Source organism: Ruegeria sp. K5 (genome assembly GCF_056531805.1).
On sequence record NZ_JBQFML010000001.1, the window covers coordinates 23,275 to 44,495 of the forward strand.

At 60.4% G+C, this 21,221-nt stretch carries 22 protein-coding genes; 6 read left to right on the forward strand and 16 right to left on the reverse strand.

What is annotated here, in order from left to right:
* Positions 1–89: 89 nt before the first annotated feature.
* The 4 genes from ACR0MO_RS00105 to ACR0MO_RS00120 form a co-directional block, all read right to left on the reverse strand.
* Positions 90–302: a hypothetical protein gene (locus tag ACR0MO_RS00105; protein WP_005981899.1), complete on the reverse strand. Its 213-nt coding sequence runs from the start codon at positions 300–302 to the stop codon at positions 90–92.
* Positions 303–357: 55 nt separating this feature from the next.
* Positions 358–2,139 carry an acyl-CoA dehydrogenase C-terminal domain-containing protein gene (locus ACR0MO_RS00110; protein ID WP_170449351.1) on the reverse strand — a complete coding sequence of 594 codons (1,782 nt, stop codon included), beginning with the start codon at positions 2,137–2,139 and terminating at the stop codon, positions 358–360.
* 42 nt (positions 2,140–2,181) lie between these two features.
* Entirely contained in the window at positions 2,182–2,583 is a 402-nt protein-coding gene (locus ACR0MO_RS00115) for a MerR family transcriptional regulator (protein WP_170449353.1), read from the reverse strand.
* Positions 2,584–2,830: 247 nt separating this feature from the next.
* Positions 2,831–3,199, reverse strand: coding sequence for a MerR family transcriptional regulator (locus ACR0MO_RS00120; protein WP_170449355.1), 369 nt, complete (start codon positions 3,197–3,199; stop codon positions 2,831–2,833).
* A 116-nt stretch (positions 3,200–3,315) separates the two neighbouring features.
* Between ACR0MO_RS00120 and ACR0MO_RS00125 the strand changes: the two genes are divergently transcribed.
* The 3 genes from ACR0MO_RS00125 to ACR0MO_RS00135 are packed head-to-tail and all read left to right on the forward strand — an operon-like array spanning position 3,316 to position 5,574.
* On the forward strand, positions 3,316–3,735 hold the full coding sequence (locus ACR0MO_RS00125; protein WP_480872246.1) for a PaaI family thioesterase: 420 nt from the start codon (positions 3,316–3,318) through the stop codon (positions 3,733–3,735).
* Entirely contained in the window at positions 3,736–4,254 is a 519-nt protein-coding gene (locus tag ACR0MO_RS00130) for a PaaI family thioesterase (RefSeq protein ID WP_170449359.1), read from the forward strand.
* A 3-nt stretch (positions 4,255–4,257) separates the two neighbouring features.
* Positions 4,258–5,574: an MATE family efflux transporter gene (locus tag ACR0MO_RS00135; protein ID WP_480889181.1), complete on the forward strand. Its 1,317-nt coding sequence runs from the start codon at positions 4,258–4,260 to the stop codon at positions 5,572–5,574.
* On the opposite strand, the gene arsC is transcribed toward ACR0MO_RS00135, so the two are convergent.
* From arsC to ACR0MO_RS00155, 4 genes are read right to left on the reverse strand one after another with little or no spacing between them, the layout of a single operon-like run.
* Positions 5,571–5,912 carry an arsenate reductase (glutaredoxin) gene (gene arsC / locus ACR0MO_RS00140; RefSeq protein ID WP_170449363.1) on the reverse strand — a complete coding sequence of 114 codons (342 nt, stop codon included), beginning with the start codon at positions 5,910–5,912 and terminating at the stop codon, positions 5,571–5,573. The genes ACR0MO_RS00135 and arsC overlap by 4 nt on opposite strands.
* Complete coding sequence (locus tag ACR0MO_RS00145) at positions 5,909–6,967, reverse strand: quinone-dependent dihydroorotate dehydrogenase (RefSeq protein WP_480889184.1); 1,059 nt, start codon at positions 6,965–6,967, stop codon at positions 5,909–5,911. The genes arsC and ACR0MO_RS00145 overlap by 4 nt, the downstream gene beginning before the upstream one ends.
* Positions 6,964–7,395, reverse strand: coding sequence for a DUF1330 domain-containing protein (locus ACR0MO_RS00150; protein WP_480889185.1), 432 nt, complete (start codon positions 7,393–7,395; stop codon positions 6,964–6,966). The genes ACR0MO_RS00145 and ACR0MO_RS00150 overlap by 4 nt, the downstream gene beginning before the upstream one ends.
* A complete protein-coding gene (locus tag ACR0MO_RS00155) occupies positions 7,392–7,730 on the reverse strand; it encodes a DUF952 domain-containing protein (protein WP_480626247.1) in 339 nt (112 codons plus the stop codon). Before ACR0MO_RS00155 ends, ACR0MO_RS00150 begins: the two co-directional genes overlap by 4 nt.
* Positions 7,731–7,839: 109 nt before the next feature.
* Between ACR0MO_RS00155 and ACR0MO_RS00160 the strand changes: the two genes are divergently transcribed.
* Positions 7,840–9,423 carry a bifunctional metallophosphatase/5'-nucleotidase gene (locus ACR0MO_RS00160; RefSeq protein ID WP_480626246.1) on the forward strand — a complete coding sequence of 528 codons (1,584 nt, stop codon included), beginning with the start codon at positions 7,840–7,842 and terminating at the stop codon, positions 9,421–9,423.
* Positions 9,424–9,479: 56 nt separating this feature from the next.
* Here ACR0MO_RS00160 and ACR0MO_RS00165 read toward each other — a convergent pair whose 3' ends face one another.
* Complete coding sequence (locus ACR0MO_RS00165) at positions 9,480–11,132, reverse strand: tetratricopeptide repeat-containing sulfotransferase family protein (RefSeq protein ID WP_480889188.1); 1,653 nt, start codon at positions 11,130–11,132, stop codon at positions 9,480–9,482.
* Between the two features lie 54 nt (positions 11,133–11,186).
* Between ACR0MO_RS00165 and ACR0MO_RS00170 the strand changes: the two genes are divergently transcribed.
* Positions 11,187–11,852 (forward strand): SOS response-associated peptidase, encoded by a 666-nt coding sequence (locus ACR0MO_RS00170; protein WP_170622073.1) that lies wholly within the window; start codon positions 11,187–11,189, stop codon positions 11,850–11,852.
* 47 nt (positions 11,853–11,899) lie between these two features.
* The gene (gene mnmH / locus ACR0MO_RS00175) at positions 11,900–12,952 is read left to right on the forward strand and encodes a tRNA 2-selenouridine(34) synthase MnmH (protein ID WP_480781124.1); all 1,053 of its coding nucleotides are present in this window, start codon (positions 11,900–11,902) and stop codon (positions 12,950–12,952) included.
* On the opposite strand, the gene selD is transcribed toward mnmH, so the two are convergent.
* From selD to ACR0MO_RS00210, 7 genes are read right to left on the reverse strand one after another with little or no spacing between them, the layout of a single operon-like run.
* Positions 12,943–15,102 carry a selenide, water dikinase SelD gene (gene selD / locus ACR0MO_RS00180; protein WP_170449378.1) on the reverse strand — a complete coding sequence of 720 codons (2,160 nt, stop codon included), beginning with the start codon at positions 15,100–15,102 and terminating at the stop codon, positions 12,943–12,945. The two genes, mnmH and selD, sit on opposite strands and share 10 nt — an antisense overlap.
* Positions 15,103–15,107: 5 nt before the next feature.
* Positions 15,108–15,494 carry a Na+/H+ antiporter subunit G gene (locus tag ACR0MO_RS00185; RefSeq protein WP_170449380.1) on the reverse strand — a complete coding sequence of 129 codons (387 nt, stop codon included), beginning with the start codon at positions 15,492–15,494 and terminating at the stop codon, positions 15,108–15,110.
* A gap of 7 nt (positions 15,495–15,501) precedes the next feature.
* On the reverse strand, positions 15,502–15,771 hold the full coding sequence (locus ACR0MO_RS00190) for a K+/H+ antiporter subunit F (protein WP_170524812.1): 270 nt from the start codon (positions 15,769–15,771) through the stop codon (positions 15,502–15,504).
* Positions 15,768–16,265: a Na+/H+ antiporter subunit E gene (locus ACR0MO_RS00195; protein WP_170452980.1), complete on the reverse strand. Its 498-nt coding sequence runs from the start codon at positions 16,263–16,265 to the stop codon at positions 15,768–15,770. Before ACR0MO_RS00195 ends, ACR0MO_RS00190 begins: the two co-directional genes overlap by 4 nt.
* Positions 16,265–17,788, reverse strand: a complete 1,524-nt coding sequence (locus ACR0MO_RS00200; RefSeq protein WP_170449384.1) for a monovalent cation/H+ antiporter subunit D — start codon at positions 17,786–17,788, stop codon at positions 16,265–16,267. The genes ACR0MO_RS00195 and ACR0MO_RS00200 overlap by 1 nt, the downstream gene beginning before the upstream one ends.
* On the reverse strand, positions 17,785–18,144 hold the full coding sequence (locus tag ACR0MO_RS00205) for a Na+/H+ antiporter subunit C (RefSeq protein ID WP_170449386.1): 360 nt from the start codon (positions 18,142–18,144) through the stop codon (positions 17,785–17,787). The genes ACR0MO_RS00200 and ACR0MO_RS00205 overlap by 4 nt, the downstream gene beginning before the upstream one ends.
* The gene (locus tag ACR0MO_RS00210; protein WP_480889191.1) at positions 18,144–21,014 is read right to left on the reverse strand and encodes a monovalent cation/H+ antiporter subunit A; all 2,871 of its coding nucleotides are present in this window, start codon (positions 21,012–21,014) and stop codon (positions 18,144–18,146) included. Before ACR0MO_RS00210 ends, ACR0MO_RS00205 begins: the two co-directional genes overlap by 1 nt.
* Positions 21,015–21,221: the final 207 nt, after the last annotated feature.

The following is a 21,221-nucleotide window of genomic DNA, read 5'->3' on the forward strand; positions in this document are numbered from 1 at the left end:
GGCGCATCACGTCTTCATCTTTTCAGAAATACTCCCGCCGGAGGCGTCCGGCCCTAAGGCCGTAGCAGGCAGTTGGTTGGTGCGTGCCCTCACCGTTTTCGCGCTTCCAGCTCAGAGTTGAAGATGCGCAGACGGTGGGTCAGATTCTCCTCGTCAATCACGCTGTTGAAGTTCTCGAACAGAAAGGACAGCGCCTCACCTTCATCCAGACCGGCCTCACGGGCGAAACCCTTGAGTTTGCGATACCCGTCTTCAGTCATGGCGACCGGAAAACGGCGGGTCAGGCGAAAACGTTTTGGCATCTTGTATCCTCTCAATAGCTGGGCCCGGGCATGAGCGCCCGGACCCAGACTGAGATCAGAAGCTCGCCGCGTCCAGAGCCATCACAGTGTCCGCACCGGTCTGGATACGGGCCAGATGCAGCGTCGTGGCGGGCAGGCGGCGGGCCATGTAGAAGCGACCGGTATTGATCTTGGTCTCGTAGAACTCTTTGTCCGACGCACCATTGTCCAGCGCACCCTGCGCGGCCTTGGCCATCTGCGCCCACATCAGGCCCAGGCAGACATGGCCGAACATATGCATGAAGTCATAGGATCCCGACAGCGCGTTGTTGGGGTTCTTCATGCCCTGCTGCATGAAATACATGCCAGCGGCCTGCAGATCCTTCGACGCAGCCTTCAGCGGTTCGATGAACGCCTTGTCATAAGCTTCGTCCTGGCCCGTGTTCTCTTTGCAGAACCCCTTGACCATTTCGAAGAAGGCCATCACGTGCTTGCCGCCATCCTGTGCCAGTTTGCGGCCCACCAGATCCAGCGCCTGAACGCCGTTGGCGCCTTCGTAGATCTGGGCGATACGGGCGTCGCGGGTGTATTGCGACATGCCCCATTCCTCGATGTAGCCGTGGCCGCCATAGACCTGCTGCGCCTGAACCGTCATGTCGTAACCCTGATCGGTCAGGAAGCCCTTGATCACCGGTGTCAGCAGCGAAATCAGACCGTCCGCGTCCTTGTCACCCGAGCGATGCGCCTTGTCGATCATCGTCGCGCCCCACAGGATGAACGCGCGCGCGCCTTCGGTAAAGCTTTTCTGATCCATCAGGTTGCGGCGGATGTCGGGGTGCACGATCAGCGGATCGGCGGGGCCGTCCGGGTTTTTCACGCCGGTCACGTCGCGGCCCTGTAGGCGGTCCTTGGCGTATTCGACGGCGTTCTGATAGGCGGCCTCGGCCTGCGCCAGACCCTGCATGCCCACACCCAGACGCGCTTCGTTCATCATGGTGAACATGGCGCGCATGCCTTTGTGTTGGTCGCCCAGCAGCCAGCCGGTCGCCTCGTCATAGTTCATCACACAGGTCGAGTTGCCGTGGATGCCCATTTTCTCTTCGATCTTGCCGACCGAAACACCGTTGCGCTCGCCCGGGGTGCCGTCTTCGTTCACGATGAATTTGGGCACGATGAACAGCGACACGCCTTTGATGCCTTCGGGGCCGCCGGGGATCTTGGCCAGCACCAGATGGATGATGTTGTTGGACATGTCGTGATCGCCAGCCGAGATAAAGATCTTCTGACCCGAGACCTTATAGCTGCCGTCTTCCTGCGGTTCCGCCTTGGTGCGCATCAGGCCCAGATCGGTGCCGCAATGCGGTTCGGTCAGGTTCATGGTGCCGGTCCATTCGCAGCTGACCATGTTGGGCAGGTATTTGTTCTTCTGCTCGTCCGAGCCGTGCGCCAGAATGGCCGAGGCCGCGCCGTGGGTCAGGCCCTGATACATGGTGAAGGCCTGGTTCGCGGCCGAGAACATCTCGCCCACAGCAGTCCCGATGACATAGGGCATGTTCTGGCCGCCATACTCTTCCGGCATGTCGAGGCCAGTCCAGCCACCTTCTTTCACCTGCTCGAAAGCGTCCTTGAACCCGGTCGGCGTGTAAACGATGCCGTTTTCCAGCCGACACCCTTCGGTGTCGCCCACGGTGTTCAGCGGATGCAGCACATTCGCGGCAACTTTGCCTGCTTCTTCCAGAACTGCGCCGGTAAATTCGGCTTCCAGTTCATCATAGCCGGGAATATCCGACTGCGAGACTTTCAGAACGTCATGCAGGATGAACTGCGTGTCTTTGGTAGGCGCGTTATACACGGGCATGGAAAGCTCCCTTAATTCATATTTCCAGCCGGCAGGCCGAGGTTACTCGGCTGCCTTTTTTTCCTGTTTCATCGAGGCGATGACTTTTTCGCCCCAACGCAACTGTTCTTTCAGATCGTCGATTGCCTGCGTCAGTTCTTCGCGGCGCGATTCCATGTCTGCCAGACGGTCGCACGCGATCTCATAGGTGCGGGTCATCTGGGTCAGTTGCTGATCGCCCACATGGTACAGATCCAGAAGCTGGCGAATTTCCTCCAGGCTGAACCCGAACCGCTTGCCGCGCAGAATCAGCTTCAGCCGCGCGCGGTCGCGTTTGGTGAACAGGCGTTTCTGACCCTCGCGGATCGGAAACAGCAGTTCCTTCGCCTCGTAGAACCGCAAGGTACGGGGCGTGACATCATAGGTCTCGCACATCTCACGGATGGTCATCAGATCTTCGGTCATTCGTCATACTCTCGTCACTGGCGTCACTGGACATGACTTGCGCAGTTGCTGGTCGCTTTACAACATGAGAGTGACGTTTACGTAATCCAAACGCTGCGTCATTTCCAAGTTGACGTAACTTCCGAACGCGTAAACAGACTCAGGGGCAATTTTGTTTCCCCTGCGTCAACCGGGAATCGGGACGGACGCCGCCAAAACGACTGGCAGATTTATGGGCGCTTGCGGCACCCGGCAGGCATTGAGCCTGTCAGTTCAGAGATTTTGCTGTCTGGTCGCGCAGGCGCTTGAGCTCGCCCATCGCCTCGTCCAGTTGCTGGCGCTGCTGGTTCAGTTCGTCCATCTGGCGGTCGGCCATTTCGACAAAGGCAGCCATTTGCGCCTCGTTGCCCTGATCTTCATAGATCAGCAGCCACTGACGAATCTCTTCCAGCGGAAAGCCGAATTTGCGCCCGCGCATGATCAGCGTCATGCGCGCGCATTCGCGGGGGCCGTAAAACCGCGACCGGCCTTCCCGATCGGGCTGCAACAACTCGATATACTCGTAGTAACGCAGGGTACGCGGAGTCACATCGTACTCAGCGCACATCTCTTTGAATGACAAACGGTTGTCGGACATTCCTGGTCTCCTTGGCAGCACCGTAGGGTGTCATGAGGACGAGCGCAACAGGCGGGCTTGCCCTTTGCATCGTCCGCGGCTCATAAAGGGGCAACTTGACGACAGGAGCCAAATGTATGGCGGATATCTCAAAATTTGCGCGCCAGTTCATCCAGGCCATTCCTCACGCACAGGCACTTGGGTTAGAGCTGACGCATATTAACAATGGTGAAGCGGAAATCACCATGCCTTACAACGAGGCGCTGGTTGGCGATCCCCGGACCGGTGTCATTCACGGTGGTGCCGTATCGACAATGCTGGACACGTGCTGCGGCGCAGCTGTGATGAGCAATCCGGTGAAGCCGACAAGCACCGCAACCATCGATCTGAGGATAGATTACATGCGCGCCGCAAAGCCGGGCCAGACCATCACGACACGCGCCAAATGCTATCATATCACGCGGAACGTGGCCTTTGTACGGGCCACGGCAACCGATGAAGATCAGGACAATCCGGTCGCCACCGCATCGGGTGCCTTCACCGTGGAGGTCAAGTAAATGGCGCGTGCACGTCCCGAACCCATGCAGGTTGTCAAACAGCGCCGGGATGCCGCGCTGACCGCTTTGGTCGAAGGTGTTCCGTATATCCGCTTTCTCAATATCAGCTTCGACCGGCGCGGAGATGAGCTGACCGGCGTTCTGAATTTTGACGAAAAGTTGATCGGAAACCCGCTATTGCCCGCCCTGCACGGTGGCGTGACGGCGGCGTTTCTTGAGGTCACAGCCCTTATCACCCTAAGCTGGGAACGTTTGTTCCCCCGGATCGAAAGCGGTGAACTGGATGTTGCGGATATTCTGAAATCAGAAGAGACGCGCTTTCCCAAGACGATCGATTTCACGGTGGATTTCCTGCGCTCAGGCCTGCCGCGCGACGCCTATGCCCGCGCCTTTATCAACCGATCCGGTCGGCGTTATGCCTCGGTTCGGGTCGAGGCCTGGCAGGACAATCACGACAAGTTGTTCGCGCAGGGCACAGGGCATTTCCTGATCCCCCAAAGCCGCTCTGACAAGAGCTAAGGAATGCACGATGCCCCGGCACCCATAACGCACGGGCGGGTGCTGAAGATCGCGGTTCCGATTGTGCTGTCCAACGTGACGGTGCCGATTCTGGGTGCGGTGGACACGGGCGTTGTCGGGCAGATGGGTCAGGCCGCGCCGATAGGGGCAGTGGGGATCGGCGCTGTGATCCTGTCTGCGGTCTACTGGATTTTCGGTTTTCTGCGCATGGGCACCACCGGTCTTGCCGCGCAGGCGCGCGGGGCAGGGGATTTGGCCGAGATGCGCGCCCTGCTGATCCGGGGGCTGATGCTGGGTGCGGCGGCCGGGCTGGTCTTTATCGTCACGCAGGTCGCGATTTTCAGCGGCGCGTTTCTGCTGTCTCCGGCCAGCCCAGAGGTCGAGGCGCTGTCCCGGGCCTATCTTGAAATTCGGATCTGGGGCGCGCCAGCCACCATCGCGCTTTACGCGGTGACCGGATGGCTGATCGCGGTCGAGCGGACGCGGGGCGTGTTCCTGCTGCAAATCTGGATGAACGGGCTGAATATCGCTCTGGACCTGTGGTTTGTTCTGGGCCTCGGTTGGGGCGTTGAAGGCGTCGCCATTGCAACCCTGATCGCCGAGTGGACGGGGCTGGCGCTGGGGCTGTGGTTGTGCCGCGACGGGTTTCAGAACCGGATCTGGCGCGATTGGTCGCGTATCTTCGATGCGGCCCGTCTACGGCGGATGCTGCAGGTTAACAGCGATATCATGATCCGTTCGGTCCTGTTGACCGGTTCCTTCACAACGTTCCTGTTTGTTGGGGCCGATCTGGGAGACGTCAATCTGGCAGCCAATCAGGTGTTGCTGCAATTTCTGGAAATCACCGCCTTTGCGCTGGACGGGTTTGCGTTTTCTGCCGAGGCGCTGGTCGGTGGCGCAGTTGGCGCGCGGGACCGGTTTCAGGTCCGGCGCGCCTCTGTCTTGTCGTCGCAATGGGGTGTCGGCGGGGCCTTTCTGCTGGGCGCGGTTTTCTATTTCGCCGGACCTGCGCTGATCGATCTGATGTCCACCTCGCCCGAGGTACGCGAGGCCGGGCGCGCGTTCCTGTTCTGGGCGGCGATTGCCCCGGTCATTGGCGTGGCAAGCTGGATGTTTGACGGCATCTATATCGGCGCCACCTGGACCCGCGAGATGCGCGATGCGATGCTGCAATCGGTGGCGGTCTATATCGTGGCCCTGTTCCTGCTGGTGCCCAGCTTCGGCAACCACGGGCTGTGGGCCGCGCTTATGGTCCTGAACCTTGCGCGCGGTGTGACCATGGGCTGGCGCTATCCCCGGCTTGAGGCTCAGGTCGCTTAAAGCAGGTCCAGCAGGTTTTCCGGAGGGCGCCCGATGGCAGCCTTATCGCCCGCGATGGCAAGGGGGCGTTCGATCAGGATCGGGTTCTCGGCCATGGCTTTGATCAGTTCCGCGTCTGGTGCATCTTTTGACAGGCCCAATTCCTTGAACCGCTTCTCGCCCGTGCGCATCATCTGAACGGCGGATACGCCCAGAAGGGCCTGAGCTGCGCGCAACTCCTCGTCCGAGGGTGCATCTTCAAGATATTTACGAACCTGAACCTCCGCACCGCGCTCTTCCAGCAGGGCGAGACCCGTGCGGGATTTTGAACAGCGCGGGTTGTGCCAATATTCGATCACAGCCAATCCTCTCGTTTGCTACCCACGGCCTGCGCCACCGAGTCGAACCCGTCACGCGCCAGCAGGGCATCCAGCCCCTGCGCGATCTCCGCTGCCAGTGACAGACCGCCATAGACCATTGCGGTATAGAACTGCACCGCAGACGCCCCGGCGCAAATCTTGGCATAAGCTTGTTCCGCCGTGCTGACGCCGCCGACGCCGATCAGAGGGATGTTGCCGCCGGTGAGGTGACTCAACCGGGCCAGCACGCGTGTCGATTTCTCGAACAAGGGCGCACCCGACAGGCCGCCTTTTTCGTCCTTGTGCGCACTGCGCAGACCGTCTCGGGACAGGGTGGTGTTGGTTGCGATCACCGCATCCACGCCGGTCTCGGCGGCGACCTCGGCGATGTCCTGCAATTCGGCCTCGGTCAGATCGGGCGCGATTTTCAGGAAGATGGGCAGGGGGCGGGGCAGGGCGTTGCGCGTCTCGATGACGCCGCTCAGCAGTGCGGCGAGCGCGGCTTTGCCCTGAAGATCGCGCAGTTTTTCGGTGTTGGGGGATGAGACGTTGACGGTGGCAAAATCCAGATGCGAGGCGCAATGGGCCAGCACTTTGGCGAAGTCTCCGGGCCGGTCGTCGCTGTCTTTGTTTGCGCCAAGGTTCAGGCCGATCACAGCATCCTTGGGACGGTTCGCCAACCGTTCGGCCATGACCTCCATTCCGTCATTGTTGAACCCAAAACGGTTGATGGCGGCCTTGTCCTCGGTCAGGCGGAACAGGCGGGGCTTGGGATTGCCGGGCTGTGGGCGCGGGGTCACGGCCCCGACCTCGATAAACCCAAAGCCTGCGCGGGACAGAGGGGTCAGGACCTCTCCGTTCTTGTCAAATCCAGCGGCCAGCCCCACCGGGTTGGGCAGGCGCAGCCCCGCAAGTTCGGTGCTCAGCCGGGCCGAGGTGATCGGCCCGGGCGCAGGGGCCAGCCCAGCCTTCAGCGCCTTGATCGACAGCCCATGGGCGATTTCCGGATCCATCCGGTGCAGGGCGGCCAGCCCAAGTTTTTCAGTCAATTTCATCCGAAGGACGCCCCGCCCTCGGTCGAACCGCAGCGGATCAGGCGCGAGGTTTCGACCGCCGCCTGACGATGCACAACGGCTTTCTGATAGTCAGGATCGGTGACCATTTCCAAAAACACATGAGCGCTGGGATAACGGGCGATGAACACTGCATCCCACGCTTCATCCGTCGGTCCGATCAAAGTTGCCTGAAACACGCCGCGCCACAGGATCGACGCGCCCAACCGGGCAATGATAGGGGCCGTCTCTGCCCCGTATTTGCCATAGGCATCCGCCCCGGTCAGGTCGGCCCCGGCCAGTTCGTGACCCGCCGGATAGGCGGCCTTGGCGCGAAACTTGACCAGATTCAACATCTCGATGGGGTGATCGCGATCCAGCGTCTTGAAGGTTTCGAATTGCTCGCGTTCGGGATCGATATAGGCGGTCATGCCATCTCCTTCGGGAAGTGGTGGGTTTGGCCATCAAAGGGCAGCGCGCGCGACCAGACCACGTCAGATATACGGATCTGGCGGTAGAGATGTGGGAACAGGGCCCCGCCGCGCGACACCTCCCATTTCAGGTCATCGCCCATGGCATCCGCGTCGCAGGCCAACAGGGTCAGCCCCTCGATACCGGCGAAATGCTTGGCTGCGGTTTCAGCCGCCTGTTCAGCGGTGGAAAAATGCACGAACCCGTCGGACAGATCGATCGGAGCCCCGTCCGATGCCCCATTGGCCTGCAACTCGGCCCATTCATCGGCCCGGAAAATTTTGTAGATCAGCATGTCTTGGGTGATGCCTCGCGCTGCGAGGGGAATCAAGTCGGATTTGCCCCTTTGACTCTTTCCCGTCCACAGCGCACGATCTGCGCAATCAAAGATAGGGAGTATTCAAATGTTGACCCGTTTCCTGACCTCCGCAGCCGTGTTGGCCCTGACCGCAGGTGTTGCGGCGGCTGAGTATAAGCTGACGATTTTGCACACAAACGACATTCACAGCCGCATCGAGTCGATCAACAAATACGATTCCACCTGCGACGCCGAAGACGAGGCCGAGGGCAAGTGTTTCGGCGGCGTGGCCCGGCTGAAAACAGCCGTGGACGCCAAGCGGGCCGAGCTGGCGGATGAAAACGTGCTGCTTCTGGATGCGGGTGACCCGTTCCAGGGCTCGCTGTTCTACACCACCTACAAGGGCGCGGCCGAGGCCGAGTTCATGGAAGGTATCGGCTATGATGTCATGGCCGTCGGCAACCACGAGTTCGACGATGGCCCCGAAGGTCTTGCAGCCTTCATCGACGCGGTCAGCTTCCCGGTGATCTCGGGCAATCTGGATCTGTCGAATTCGGCCGAGTTGAAGGACAAGGTGCAAAACCACGTGGTTCTTGAGGTTGGTGGCCAGAAGATCGGCATCATCTCGGCGCTGGCAACGGATACGGTCGATACCTCAAGCCCCGGCAAGGACGTGGTGTTTAAGGACGAAATCGAAAGCCTGAAGGCCGACGTCGCGGCGCTGCAGGAAGACGGGGTGAACATCATCATCGCGCTGAACCATGTGGGTCTGGCCAAAGATCTGGAGATCGCCGAACAGGTTCCCGGCTTGGATCTTGTCGTTGGCGGCCATTCGCACACGCTGTTGTCGAACACGGACGAAGGTGCTGCGGGTGCCTATCCGACGATGGTGGGCGATGTGCCGGTGGTGCAGGCCTATGCCTATTCGAAATATCTGGGCGAAGTGGTTCTGACCTTCGACGATGACGGCAATCTGATTTCCGCAGAAGGTGAGCCGATCCTGCTGGACGCCTCGGTCGCCCCTGACCCGGACGTCGCAGCGCGTGTCGCCGAAATGGGCGCACCGATTGAAGAGATGAAGCAGCGCGTGGTTGCTGAAACCGGTGCCGCGGTCGAAGGGTCGCGCGATATTTGCCGGGTGCAGGAATGCGAGATGGGCAACCTTGTCGCCGATGCGATGCTGGCGCGGGTTGCGGATCAGGGGGCCCGGATCGCCATCGCAAACTCGGGCGGGCTGCGCGCCTCGATTGACGAAGGCGAAGTGACCATGGGCGAGGTCCTGACGGTTCTGCCGTTCCAGAACACGCTGTCGACCTTTGAGATCAGCGGTCAGGGCGTCATTGACGCGCTGGAAAACGGTGTCAGCCAGGTGGAAGAAGTCAAAGGCCGTTTCCCGCAGGTTGCCGGTATGACCTTCACCTGGGATCCTTCGGTCGCGCCGAACAAGGGCCGTATCACTGAAGTCATGGTTGCCGAGGGTGACGGCTTTGTGCCGATCGATCCGGCAGCGACCTATCTGGTCGTGACCAACAACTATGTGCGCAATGGCGGAGACGGGTACAGCATGTTCGAAGGCGACGACAAGAACGCTTATGATTTTGGTCCTGATCTGGCGGATGTGACAGCGGAATATCTGGCCGCAAACGCGCCGTATACGCCTTATGTCGATGGGCGTATCAAGCAGAAGTAAGGCGCTGGTATATCAAAGAAAGCCGCATCATTTCGATGCGGCTTTTTTCGTTTGGATCAGCTGAAATCGTACTCAGGCCATAGATCGGGATCGAACCCGTCCAGCATGGGCTGAATATGCTCGGCGACGGCGCGCCAGCCACCGATCGACTTGGTCGAGATCTTGTTGCGCACCTGATCGATACTGGCTGTTCGCACTTGTTTCGTATTGTCCTCGGGGCGCACCATCGCGGGGTGCCATTCAATCTCGCAGAACGCAGCGATGTCTCTGCTGTAGGTTTCCGGGTCGGCAACCAGTTTTTCATAAGGCACGGTCAGGATGCGACCGGCAAACGCGGCATCCCAATGCGCCATGTACCGACGGTACAGGTTGGCCGTATGCGCAATCGATTCCAGGTTCGAGGCATAGTTCATACCGCCCGCCGGGAAACGCCGAATCCATTTTGACAGGCCAACATCCCGAGGATCGCGCAACATGTTGATGACTTTCGCGTTCGGGAACGCCCCAAGGACGAAGCCGACGCGCTGGAAGTTATGGGGCATCTTATCGACAAAGGCTGTCGAATCCTCGGGGATCGGCGGCATTAGCTCGCGAAACTGCTGCGCGAACTCGCGTGCTGCATCCGCGTCGAACGCCTGTTCGCCCGATTGGAACTCGACAGACAAATCCGCCGCCAAAGTCAGTTCGCCACAACCCGCGATACCGGGCGCGGCGCTGAGCATCATTTCCATCAACGTTGTGCCAGAGCGGGGCTGCCCGATCACGAAAATCGGGGCTGGGGTCTCGACCAGATCAGAACTGACTGCAGGCCCGCCAACCGGAAACAGGTTCGTAATCGCGTTAAACTTCTTATCTTCCGCCGCAAAATGGTAGGGATTGGTGCCGTGCTGCGTCGCGTTGGCTTGCGCGAAATGCGGCATCGCCGCACCCAGCCCTTCAATCTTCGAGGTCAGGTGGGCCTTTGCGAATTGAAGCTCTTGCAAGTCGTGATCACTGGCATCTATCGCCGCTTCAACCTTGTTCAAAAGGGCAGAGGCATTACCCTTGTCGGCAATGGTCGACAATTGCAGCAACGCGTTCTTGTGGTTCGGGTCCTTGTCCACAATCGCACGATAAAGCGTGCCAGAGCTCTCTTTGTCGCCGCTTTGGTGCAAGGTAACTGCTTTGGCAAAGGCGACTGCCGGATTCTCGGCGTCCAACTCGAATGCGCGTGAGACATCGCGCGTATTTTCCTCCACAAAGCCGATCCTTGCGAAAGCACGCGCCCTTTTGATCAGCAGATCAGCATTATCGGGATCATTGGCCAGTTTCTGCGTCGCATAGTCGATGATCGACCGCCAGTTGCTGCCCTTCAGCGAAATCTCTTCGATGACCCGCGCAAGTTCCCTGTTGTTCGGAAACTTCTCGGATTTTTGTTCCGCATAGGTCAGCGCGCGCTCGATCTGGCCGGTCTGCATCAACGCATTTGCAAGGTTCTCGACAAATTGCGGGTCTTCCGGCTTCATACGCGAGGCTTCGACGAAATGCGGGATCGAGCGTTTGTATTGCTTCATCTCGGTCAGGACGAACCCGGCTATGGCGCGATAATCGCAGTCCTTCGGGAATTTCTTGATCCCCAGCTCGGCCTTTTTCAACGCCTGTGGCAGTTTTCCTGCCTCCAAAAGCTCGATTGCCTTGTCTTTCAGGGATTTCGCCGTTTGATTTTTCATGTCACCCCATGAGACCTTGTGCCTGAATGAAACACTTTCGAGGGTTCATTACCCATGTGCGGACGGTTTGCAATAACTCTTCCCAATGATGCCATGGCGCAGCTTTTTGCCGCCAGGCCTGCCAACGCCTTGCCCGCCGTCCCGAACTACAACATTTGCCCGACAAATCAGGTCCACGCCGTGCGGTTGGGTGAGGGCGGTCGGCAGTTGGACGCGCTGCGGTGGGGATTTCTGCCCCGTTGGTACAAGACCGAAACCGCAGGGCCCTTGTTGATCAACGCCCGGGCTGAAACACTGGCTGAAAAACCCGCTTTTCGCGATGCCTGCCGCGCGCGACGGTGCCTGATCGTAGCCACCGGTTTCTACGAATGGACCAAGACGGAACAGGGCACCCGTCTGCCCTGGTATATTCATCGCAAAGATGGGGCTCACATCGCGTTTGCAGGGGTCTGGCAGGATTGGGGCCCTGATGACGCCCGGCAATCCACCTGCGCCATCGTCACCACGCAAGCGAACCAAAACCTGTCTGCCATTCACCACCGGATGCCCTTGATCCTTGAGCCGGACGACTGGTCCTTGTGGTTGGGTGAGGCAGGCAAAGGTGCCGCGCGGCTGATGAAACCCGGGGCCGAGGATGTGTTGGAGTTTCACCGGGTCGACCCGACGGTCAATTCCAACCGCGCGTCGGGCCCCGAATTGATCGAGGCAATCGAAGAATGATCGCTGACAGGCTTTCCATAGGTCGCGCGGACAGCTAGATCGTTGCCATGGCTCTGAAATTCTCTGATCTCACACAGCTTTATTCGCATGGGTTCGACACCGTGATCGACGTGCGCAGCCCGGCAGAGTTTGCCGAAGATCACCTGCCTGGTGCGATCAACCTGCCTGTTTTGGACAATGAAGAACGCGCGCGGGTGGGAACGATCTACAAACAGCAAAGCCCGTTTCTGGCCCGCAAGCTTGGGGCCGCGTTGGTGTTTCGGAACGCGGCCAACCACATCGAACACAGGCTCAGCCATCATGAGGGCAACTGGCGTCCACTGGTCTATTGCTGGCGCGGCGGTCAGCGCTCGGGCTCATTCACCTGGACATTGCAACAGATCGGGTGGCGGGCCGAAGTGGTTGAGGGCGGGTATCGCACCTATCGCCGTTTGGTGAATGCCTACCTGTATGACCAACCGTTACCGTTCCGGCTGGTGGCGTTGGATGGGTATACCGGGACCGCCAAAACCGACCTGTTGCATTATCTGAACCAACGAGGCGTTCAGGTCGTCGATCTGGAAGGTCTGGCCAATCATCGCGGGTCTTTGCTGGGGGAAAGGCCGGGCGGGCAGCCCAGCCAGAAGGCTTTTGAATCCGCTCTCTCTGCCGCCTTATGCGCTCTGGACCCGGCACGCCCGGTTGTGGTCGAGGCGGAGTCGTCCAAAATCGGAGAGCGCATATTGCCGCCCAGCGTCTGGACCGCGATGTGCAACGCGCCGCGCATTCACATCAGCGCACCGATTGAAGCTCGCGCCGCCTATCTCGCTCGCGCATATGACGACATCCTGTCGGACACCGAACGTCTGCGCGACCGGCTGTCACCGCTGCGCCTCCATCGTGGGCACGAGGTTGTTGATGGGTGGTTGCAACTGATCGATGCCGGTGACAAACCGGCCTTGACCCGCGCCCTGATGGAGCAGCATTACGATCCCGCCTACACCAAATCCCGACGGTCTTTTGCGACCGACACACTGGCGCAGATCGAAGTCGTGCGCTTGGATGAGCCGGGCTTGAATGAGGCAGCCGCCCGGATCGAACGGGCTCTGGATCAGCATTGAAGCCGCAGGCCCGGTGCTTCGGTCAGGGAACCGATGCGCACCGCCGGATACCCGGCGTTTTGCAGGTCTTCCAACACCGCGTCGGCATCGTCGGGCGCAATGGCTGCTAGCAACCCGCCTGCGGTTTGAGGGTCGAACAACAGCGCCGCCTTGCCGTCCGAGGGAAGTTCGGGCGCGATTGATCTGTTATCCGCGAACAAGGTGGAATGCATGCCGCTGTCGTTCAGGTCCAAGGCCCCGGGCATTGCGGGAACAGCCTCCAGATCCAGAACCGCGCCACCGCCCGAGGCGTCGCACATGCCCTTCAGGTGACCCGCCAGACCGAAGCCGGTGACGTCGGTCATGGCATGCGCATCGACCAGAATACGCGACGCAGCACCCTGCGGTTGGGTCATGATTTCATAAGCTCTTGCCACGCTTGCACCATCTCCGCGCCCGGCCATTTCCGCAGCCATCACGACGCCGCTGCCAATAGGCTTGGTCAGGATCAGCGCATCCCCTGGTCGGCCACCGGCCAGAGTGATCGGCGTATCCCGGCACAAACCCGTCAGGGTGAACCCAATCGTCATCTCATCGCCCATCGAAGAGTGACCGCCGACGATCTCGGCCCCGGCCTCTCGCATGACCTCGTTGGCGGTGGTCATGATCTCGCTCAGGGTGCGTTCCTGTAGTGCTGCGGACATGCGGGGCAGGATCAGAGTCGCCGTTGCAGCCTGCGGTTCGGCCCCCATGGCCCAAATGTCGCCCAAAGCATGCACCGCCGCGATACGCGTCATCAAAACCGGGTCATTGGTCACGCTGCGCAAATGGTCCGAGGTCATGACCTGCCGTACCCCACCCGTTGTCAAAAGCGCAGCGTCGTCTCCGGGCAGGGGCGTCACGTCGGTCCGGGTTGGCTCAGGCAAAGCCGCCAGCGCCTGTTGCAGGGCACCGCGCCCAACCTTGGCCCCGCAGCCGCCGCACATGGGTTTGTCGCCCAGCACCTCGGTTAGGCCCGCCGCGTGATCGCGCGGCAGCGCCGGGGTTGGCATCGTTGGAAGGTCGCGGAATTTGCTCATGAAGGTCTGGTCGATGTGGTTTTTCCACCGCCACATCAATGCGCCGCTGAACGAGGTGCCCAGCCGCTCCCCCAGCGCGGATTTGCCGCCTAGCGAGATCAGCTTCAGGTAATCCTTCTGCGGCACATAGCGCCGCATCCGACCCGCGCCCAACGCCGCCCGCAGGTTATGGAACAGAACCGGAGCTTCGCGCACCGCATAAACGCCCGCCTTGGGGCGTGGGTTTTCCGTCAGATGGGCGCAGTCCCCGGCGGCGAAAACGGCCGGATCGCTGGATTGAAGGTGGCCGTTCACCCGTATGAACCCGTCCTGCAGGTCCAGCCCGGTGCGGGTGATCCAGTCATAGGGGCGGGCCCCTGCCGCTCCGGTTACGAACTGGGTCTCGATCTGGCGACCATCCTGCAACGCCACATGATCGGCGGCGATTTCCTTGATCGCGGTCTGTTCCAGCACCTCGACGCCCAGCCCGGCCATTGCCCGGCGGATCGTCGCGGCGGCTTTGAGCCCGGTCGCTGTCAGGGCCGAGGCATTGTCGATCAGCGTCACCTGCGCCGTGCGTTGGCGGGATTTCAAGGCATGGGCCATGGCCATGGCCAGTTCGACACCCGCGACACCTCCGCCAATCACGGCAACCGATGCGGGGCCGCTGCCATCCAGATATGCAGCCCAACGGGCGGCGAAAGGGCCCAAGGGTTTGGCAGGCACCGCGTGTTCGGCAAAGCCGGGCAGGGCGGGCATGTCCGAGGTGATCCCGACATTGACCGAGGCCACGTCGAACGCCACCGGCGGACGCCCCGGTACATGAACGCAGCGCTGATCGGTATCGATGCCATCGACCGCCCCCAGAATGACCCGCGCACCGGCAAATCTGGCCAGCTTTACCAAGTCGATATCCAGTTCCCACCGGGCATAATGCCCCGCGACATAGCCGGGCAGCATCCCGGAATAAGGCGCGGTCGGGCCGGGATTGATCACCGTCACCCGTGCACCGGGCAGCGGGTTCATCCCCCATTTGCGCAGCAACAGCGCGTGGGTGTGTCCTCCGCCAATCAGAACCAGATCACGGGTCAGGGGCAGCGGAGGTCTATTCATCAGGATCAGTTCGTACTGTGGTCAGGGACGTCTTCGACCTGCTCTACCGCGTGGGTGGCCCAAAGCTCATCCTCGCCCGCGTCGGGCAGATCCTCGGGCTTTTCATGGCGATGTATGTGCCATTTGGCAATGAACAGGGCCGTGATCGGGGCGGTCAGGAACAGAAACAGGGTGATCAGCAACTCGTGCAGGGAAAGTTTGCCTTCCAACAAGACAGAATGCGCGATCGAGGCCAGCAGCACGCCGCCAACCCCCAGCGTCGTTGCCTTGGTGGGTGCGTGTAGACGCGACATCGGGTCCTTCAGTTTGATCATCCCGAAAGAGCCCACAAAGCCGAAGATGCCAGACATAATCAGGAAGGCTGCAATCAGAAGTTCGACGAAAAAAGTCATGCCGCCCTCACTCGATAATATTGCCGCGCAGCATAAAGCGCGCGTAGGCCACGGTTGAAACAAAGCCCAGCATGGCGATGATCATGGCGGCCTCGAAAAAGATCTCGGTGCCCTGATCCAGACCGTAAAGGATCATCAGGGCGATGGTGTTGATCACCATCGTATCCAGCGCCAGAACGCGAGTGCCAACGCCGTCCGCAGTGATGATCCGCCACAGGCACATCATTATTGCGGCTCCGAAACAGGCGAAGGCAAACCAGATCGCATAGTCAATCATTCGAAAATCTCCTTCAGTCGGCGTTCATACCGCTGCTTGATCTGGTCGCGGACCGCATCGGGGTCGGGGGCGTCGAGGCAGTGCACCAGCAGGTTATGCCCCTGCGCCGACAGGTCACAACTGACGGTGCCGGGGGTCATGGTGATGGTGCCTGCCAGAACGGTGATCGCCTCGGGCGTGCGCAGCTCCAGCGGGATGCAGACCCAGTTGGGCTGACGGTCCGAGTCGCGCTTGAACAAAATAATCCGGGCAACGGTGATGTTGGCCATCACGATGTCCCACAGAACGACCAGCATGTACTCAACGACCATCGGCCAGTTGCGCAGCTTGGGGCGGTCGGGCCAGTAGGGTTGAGTGATGAAGGGGATGATGATCCCCAGGATCAGCCCGAAGACCAACGAGTTCAGCGACGGTTTGTTGGCCAGCAGCATCCAGACCACCGTCAGCAGGAAGGTCAGGTGCGGGTGCGGGAATACGCGGCGCAGCAGCTTGATCATTCTTCCCCTCCCAACACGGCCGAGATGTAGTGCTCGGGCGTGAACAGTTGTTCAGCGGTTTTACTGGTGTAGGTCAGTGCAGGCCCGGCAAATATAGTCAGCAGGATCAGGCCGGCGACCAGACCGCAGACGGATGTAAAGGCCAAGCCGGGTTGCGGCTCGGGCGCGGTTTTGGGGGTGTCCTCATCTTCCGGTGTCGATGCATCGTGGCTCTTCCAGAAGATCAACGATCCTGCGCGCGCCAGTCCGACGATGGTGACAAAGGACCCGATCAGGATCACGGCCCAGACCCATCTCGCATCCGGCGCCCCGCGCGAGGCATCCAGCACCAGCAGCTTGCCGACAAAGCCCGACAGCGGCGGCATACCGGCCATGGCGATGGCTCCGACAAAGAACAGGGCCGAGATCAGCCCGGTTTGCGCCATCGGCGCTTTGGGCATAATCGCTCCGCCCCGTCGTTCCATCACCAGATCGGCGACAAGGAACAACAGCGCCGTGGCGAGCGTCGAATGGAACACGTAATACAGTGCGGCGGCGCTGGCCTGAGGTGTGAACAGCGAGATCGCGATCAGCAGCGTCCCCATCGAGGCGATGGCGCAGAAGGCCACCATCCGCGCGATATGCTGCGACCCCAGAATGCCAATGGCCCCGACCGCAAGCGTCACCAGTGCGGCGGGTTGCAGCCAGTCGCCGACCAGCCCTTGGGTCGCCTCGACCTCGGGTCCAAAGGCCAGCGTATACATCCGGATGATCGAGTACGCGCCGACCTTGGTCATGATCGCAAACAGCGCGGCCACCGGCAGCGGCGCGTTGGCATAGCTGGCTGGAAGCCAGAAATGCAGCGGCAGAACGGCAGCCTTGATGCAGAAGACCAGCAGCAGCAGCACCGCACCGACGCGCAGCAGAGCGGTGTCTTCGGGCGGGATCTCGGCCACGCGCAGGGCGATATCGGCCATGTTTAGTGTGCCGGTCACACCGTAAAGCGTGCCCAGAGCAAACAGGAACAGGGTCGAGCCCAGCAAGTTGTAGGCCACATATTGAACGCCGGATTTCAGCCGCACGGACCCGCCGCCATGGGTCATCAGACCGTATGAGGCGATCAGCAGAACCTCGAAGAACACAAACAGGTTGAAGGCGTCACCGGTCAGGAAGGCGCCGCAAACGCCCATAAGCTGGAAATGGAACAAGGCGTGGAAGTGTTTCCCCCGTTCATCCCAGCCCGAGGCGATAGCGTAGAGCACAATGGGCAACGCCAGCAAAGCGGTCAGCAGAACCATCATCGCCGAAAGCCGGTCCAGCACCATGACGATGCCGAACGGCGCGGGCCAGTTGCCAAGCTCATAGACCTGAATCTCCCCTCCCGCTGCCTGGGCGGTGACGGTCAGGGCAATGCCCAGCAAGGCAACGACGCCCGAGACCGAGAAGATGCGTTGCAGGTCCAGATGATAGCGCAGGACCATGATAATGAACGGGGCCAGGATCGCGGGAAGGACGATCGGCGCAACGATCCAGTGGTTCATGCGTCTTCCTCCGGCGCGTCCACGCTGTCGCTTGCGCTCATGTCGATATGGTCGTCTTTCGAGGACAGATAGGCGGACAGGGCGATCATCACGATCACCGCCGTCATTCCGAACGAGATCACGATGGCCGTCAGCACCAGCGCCTGCGGCAGCGGGTCGGTATAGGGGACGTCTTCGTATTTGTTCAGAACCGCAGGCGCATTCAGGGCCAGACGTCCGGTGGCAAACAGAAACACGTTCACCGCATAGGTGATCAGCGACAGGCCAAGAATGACCGGGAATGTCCGTCGGCGCAGGATCAGGAAGATCCCGGCGGCGGTCAGAATGCCTACGGCAGAGGCAACCAGCGCTTCCATCAGGCCTGCTCCTTCTCTTCTACTTCGTCCTGTGGGGCATCCCGCAGCGGGTTGATATCCATCGGGAATTCCTGCGCCATGCCCGGTCGCCACGCAAAGCGCGACAGGCTGTCGAGCGCCAGCATCACCGCCCCCAGAACGGCGAGGAACACGCCTACGTCAAACAGCATGGCGGTGGCCCATTCGAACTCTTCCAGCGGGGGCCAGTTGATGTAGCCGAAGTCGCTGGTCAGGAAGGGACGCTCGTTGAACCACGCCCCCAGACCTGTGGCGGCGGCGATCAGCACGCCCCAGCCGATGGTGCCGTGATAGTAGAACCTTTGTCGTTCAATCGCCCAGGTATAGCCGCTGGCCATGTATTGCATCAGGAACGCAATCGCGACGATCAGACCGGCGATGAAGCCGCCGCCGGGCTGGTTGTGCCCCCGGAAGAAGATATAGGCCCCGACCATAAGCGCGATGGGCATCATCACGCGGGTGACGACCACCATCATCAGCGGGTGTGAATCCCCCGATTGCGGCCAGTGCGGTTTGCGATTCAGCAGGTAGCCGCGCACATTGGTGCCCAGAACCGCCTCGGTCAAGGCAAAGATGATCAGCGCGGCAATGCCCAGAACAATGATCTCACCAAAGGTATCAAAGCCCCGGAAGTCGACCAGAATGACGTTCACCACATTGGTGCCGCCACCGCCTTTGTACGAGTTCTCCAGATGGAACTCGGAAATCGTCGGGAAGGCGAAGTCGCGCAGCATGATCGCATAGATCAGCGCCCCGGTTCCCACGCCAGCAACCACGGAAATCGCCGCATCCCGCCAGCGCCGCGCGGCAGAACTGTCCCATGGCGTCTCTGTCGGCAGGAAGTTCAGCGACAAAAGCAGCAGGATCATCGTCACCACTTCGACCGAGATCTGGGTCAGTGCCAGATCCGGTGCCGACAGATAGTTGAAGGCAACCGAAACGATCAGGCCAACAACGCCGATCAACACCAGCGAGAGCAGACGGTTGCGGTGGAACCACATGATGCCCAGCGTCGCGCCGACCAGACAGATCCAGCCAATGATGGGAATGATCTGCGCGGGAATCGGAACACGGGTTTCGACACCAATGGTTCCCGTCGAATAGGCGTAATAGCCAAGCCCCACGGTGAAGGCGACGAAAATGATGGCGTAACGGCTCAGGACCCCATTGTGCAGCTCATCCGTGATCCACTGGCTGAGCCGCGTGAAGGCGTTGACGACGGCCTCGAAAATCACCTTGGCCTCGGGGCGGGGCAGAGCGTTCCACACATACTCGCCCCGTTTGTGCAGCGCCAACAGGAACAGACCGCCCAGCGTGGCCACGACCGACATAAACAGCGCCGGAGTAAAGCCGTGCCACAGTTTCAGTGAGTAATAGGGCAGTTTCTCGCCCCCGATCACAGCGCTGGACACAACGGCCACCAATGGGCCGACGATAGCGGCGGAATAGAAGCCGATCAGCACAACCAGAACCACAAGGAACGCCGGCGCAATCCACAGCCCGACGGGCGGATCATGCGGATGCGCGGGGTAGTCGTCGCGCTGCGGTCCAAGGAACACATGGCTGACAAAGCGGAAGGAATAGGCGGCAGAGAACAACGCCGCCAGCAGGGCCAGACCCGGCACCAGATAATGCGAGTTCAGCCACGTGGTGTGTACGGTTTCCTCCAACATCATCTCTTTCGAAAGGAACCCGTTCAGCGGCGGCAGGCCTGCCATCGAAAGTGCAGCGATGGTGCCGATTGTGAAGGTGATCGGCATCAGGTGGCGCAGACCGCCCAGCCGTTTGACGTCGCGCGTTCCCGTCTCGTGATCGACGATCCCGGCGGTCATGAACAAGGCGGCTTTGAACGTCGCGTGGTTGATGATGTGGAACACGGCGGCCACGGCGGCAAACTTGGTGCCAAAGCCCAGCAGCATGGTGATCAAACCCAGATGCGAGACAGTTGAAAACGCCAGCAGCGCCTTCAGATCATCCTTGAACAGCGCGATCACCGCCCCCAGCAGCATGGTCACCAAACCGGTGGTCGCAACGATATAGAACCACGCATCGGTGCCCGACAAAACCGGCCACATCCGCGCCATCAGAAACAGGCCCGCTTTTACCATCGTGGCCGAGTGCAGATAGGCCGAAACCGGCGTCGGTGCGGCCATTGCGTGCGGCAGCCAGAAATGGAACGGGAACTGCGCCGACTTGGTGAAACAGCCCAGCAGGATCAGGATCAGCGCGGGCATGTAGTAGGGCGAGGCCTGTATCAGTTCCTTGTTCTGCAGAATCACACTCAGATCGTAGGACCCCACGATATTGCCCAGGATCAGCATCCCGGCGATCATCGCCAACCCGCCGCCACCGGTGACGGCCAGTGCCATTCGCGCGCCCTGGCGGCCTTCGGGCAGGTGTTTCCAATAGCCGATCAGCAGGAAGGAACTTAACGAGGTCAACTCCCAGAAGATCAACAAAAGCAGGATGTTGTCGGACAGAACGATCCCGACCATCGCGCCCTGAAACAGCAGCAGATAGGTATAGAACTGCCCCATCGGATCTTCGCGCGACAGGTAGAACCGTGCATATAGAATGATCAGCAGACCGATGCCCAGAATCAGCAGGGCAAACAGAAAGCCAAGCCCGTCCAGCATGAAGTTCGCGTTCAGCCCCAGGCCCGGTATCCAGTCGAACCGGGCGGTTACGACCTCACCTCGCATGACCGAGGGGATGTGGATCAACAACCCCATCAGGGCCAGGAAGGTGGTCAACCCAGCGGCCGAGGCGGCTGCGTTTCGTCCCGCCCGGATCAGGAGGGCTGGAAACACAGCTCCGATAAAGGGAAGGGCCGCGATGAGGAATAGGGACAAGTGCGATACTCCGGTCTGAGCGGTCAATATGATTGAATTGGTAAGGATAATTTATTGACTGTCCAAAAATTGCAAGGTTTCGAACGGCCTCAAAAGATGTATTCTGGATGTGATTAACCTGCGTAATAATGACGCGAACTTGAACGGGTAGCCGGTTTTCCGCGCAGCACCGGCCCCGCTGCTGTGTTAGAAAACTCCCGTCAACGC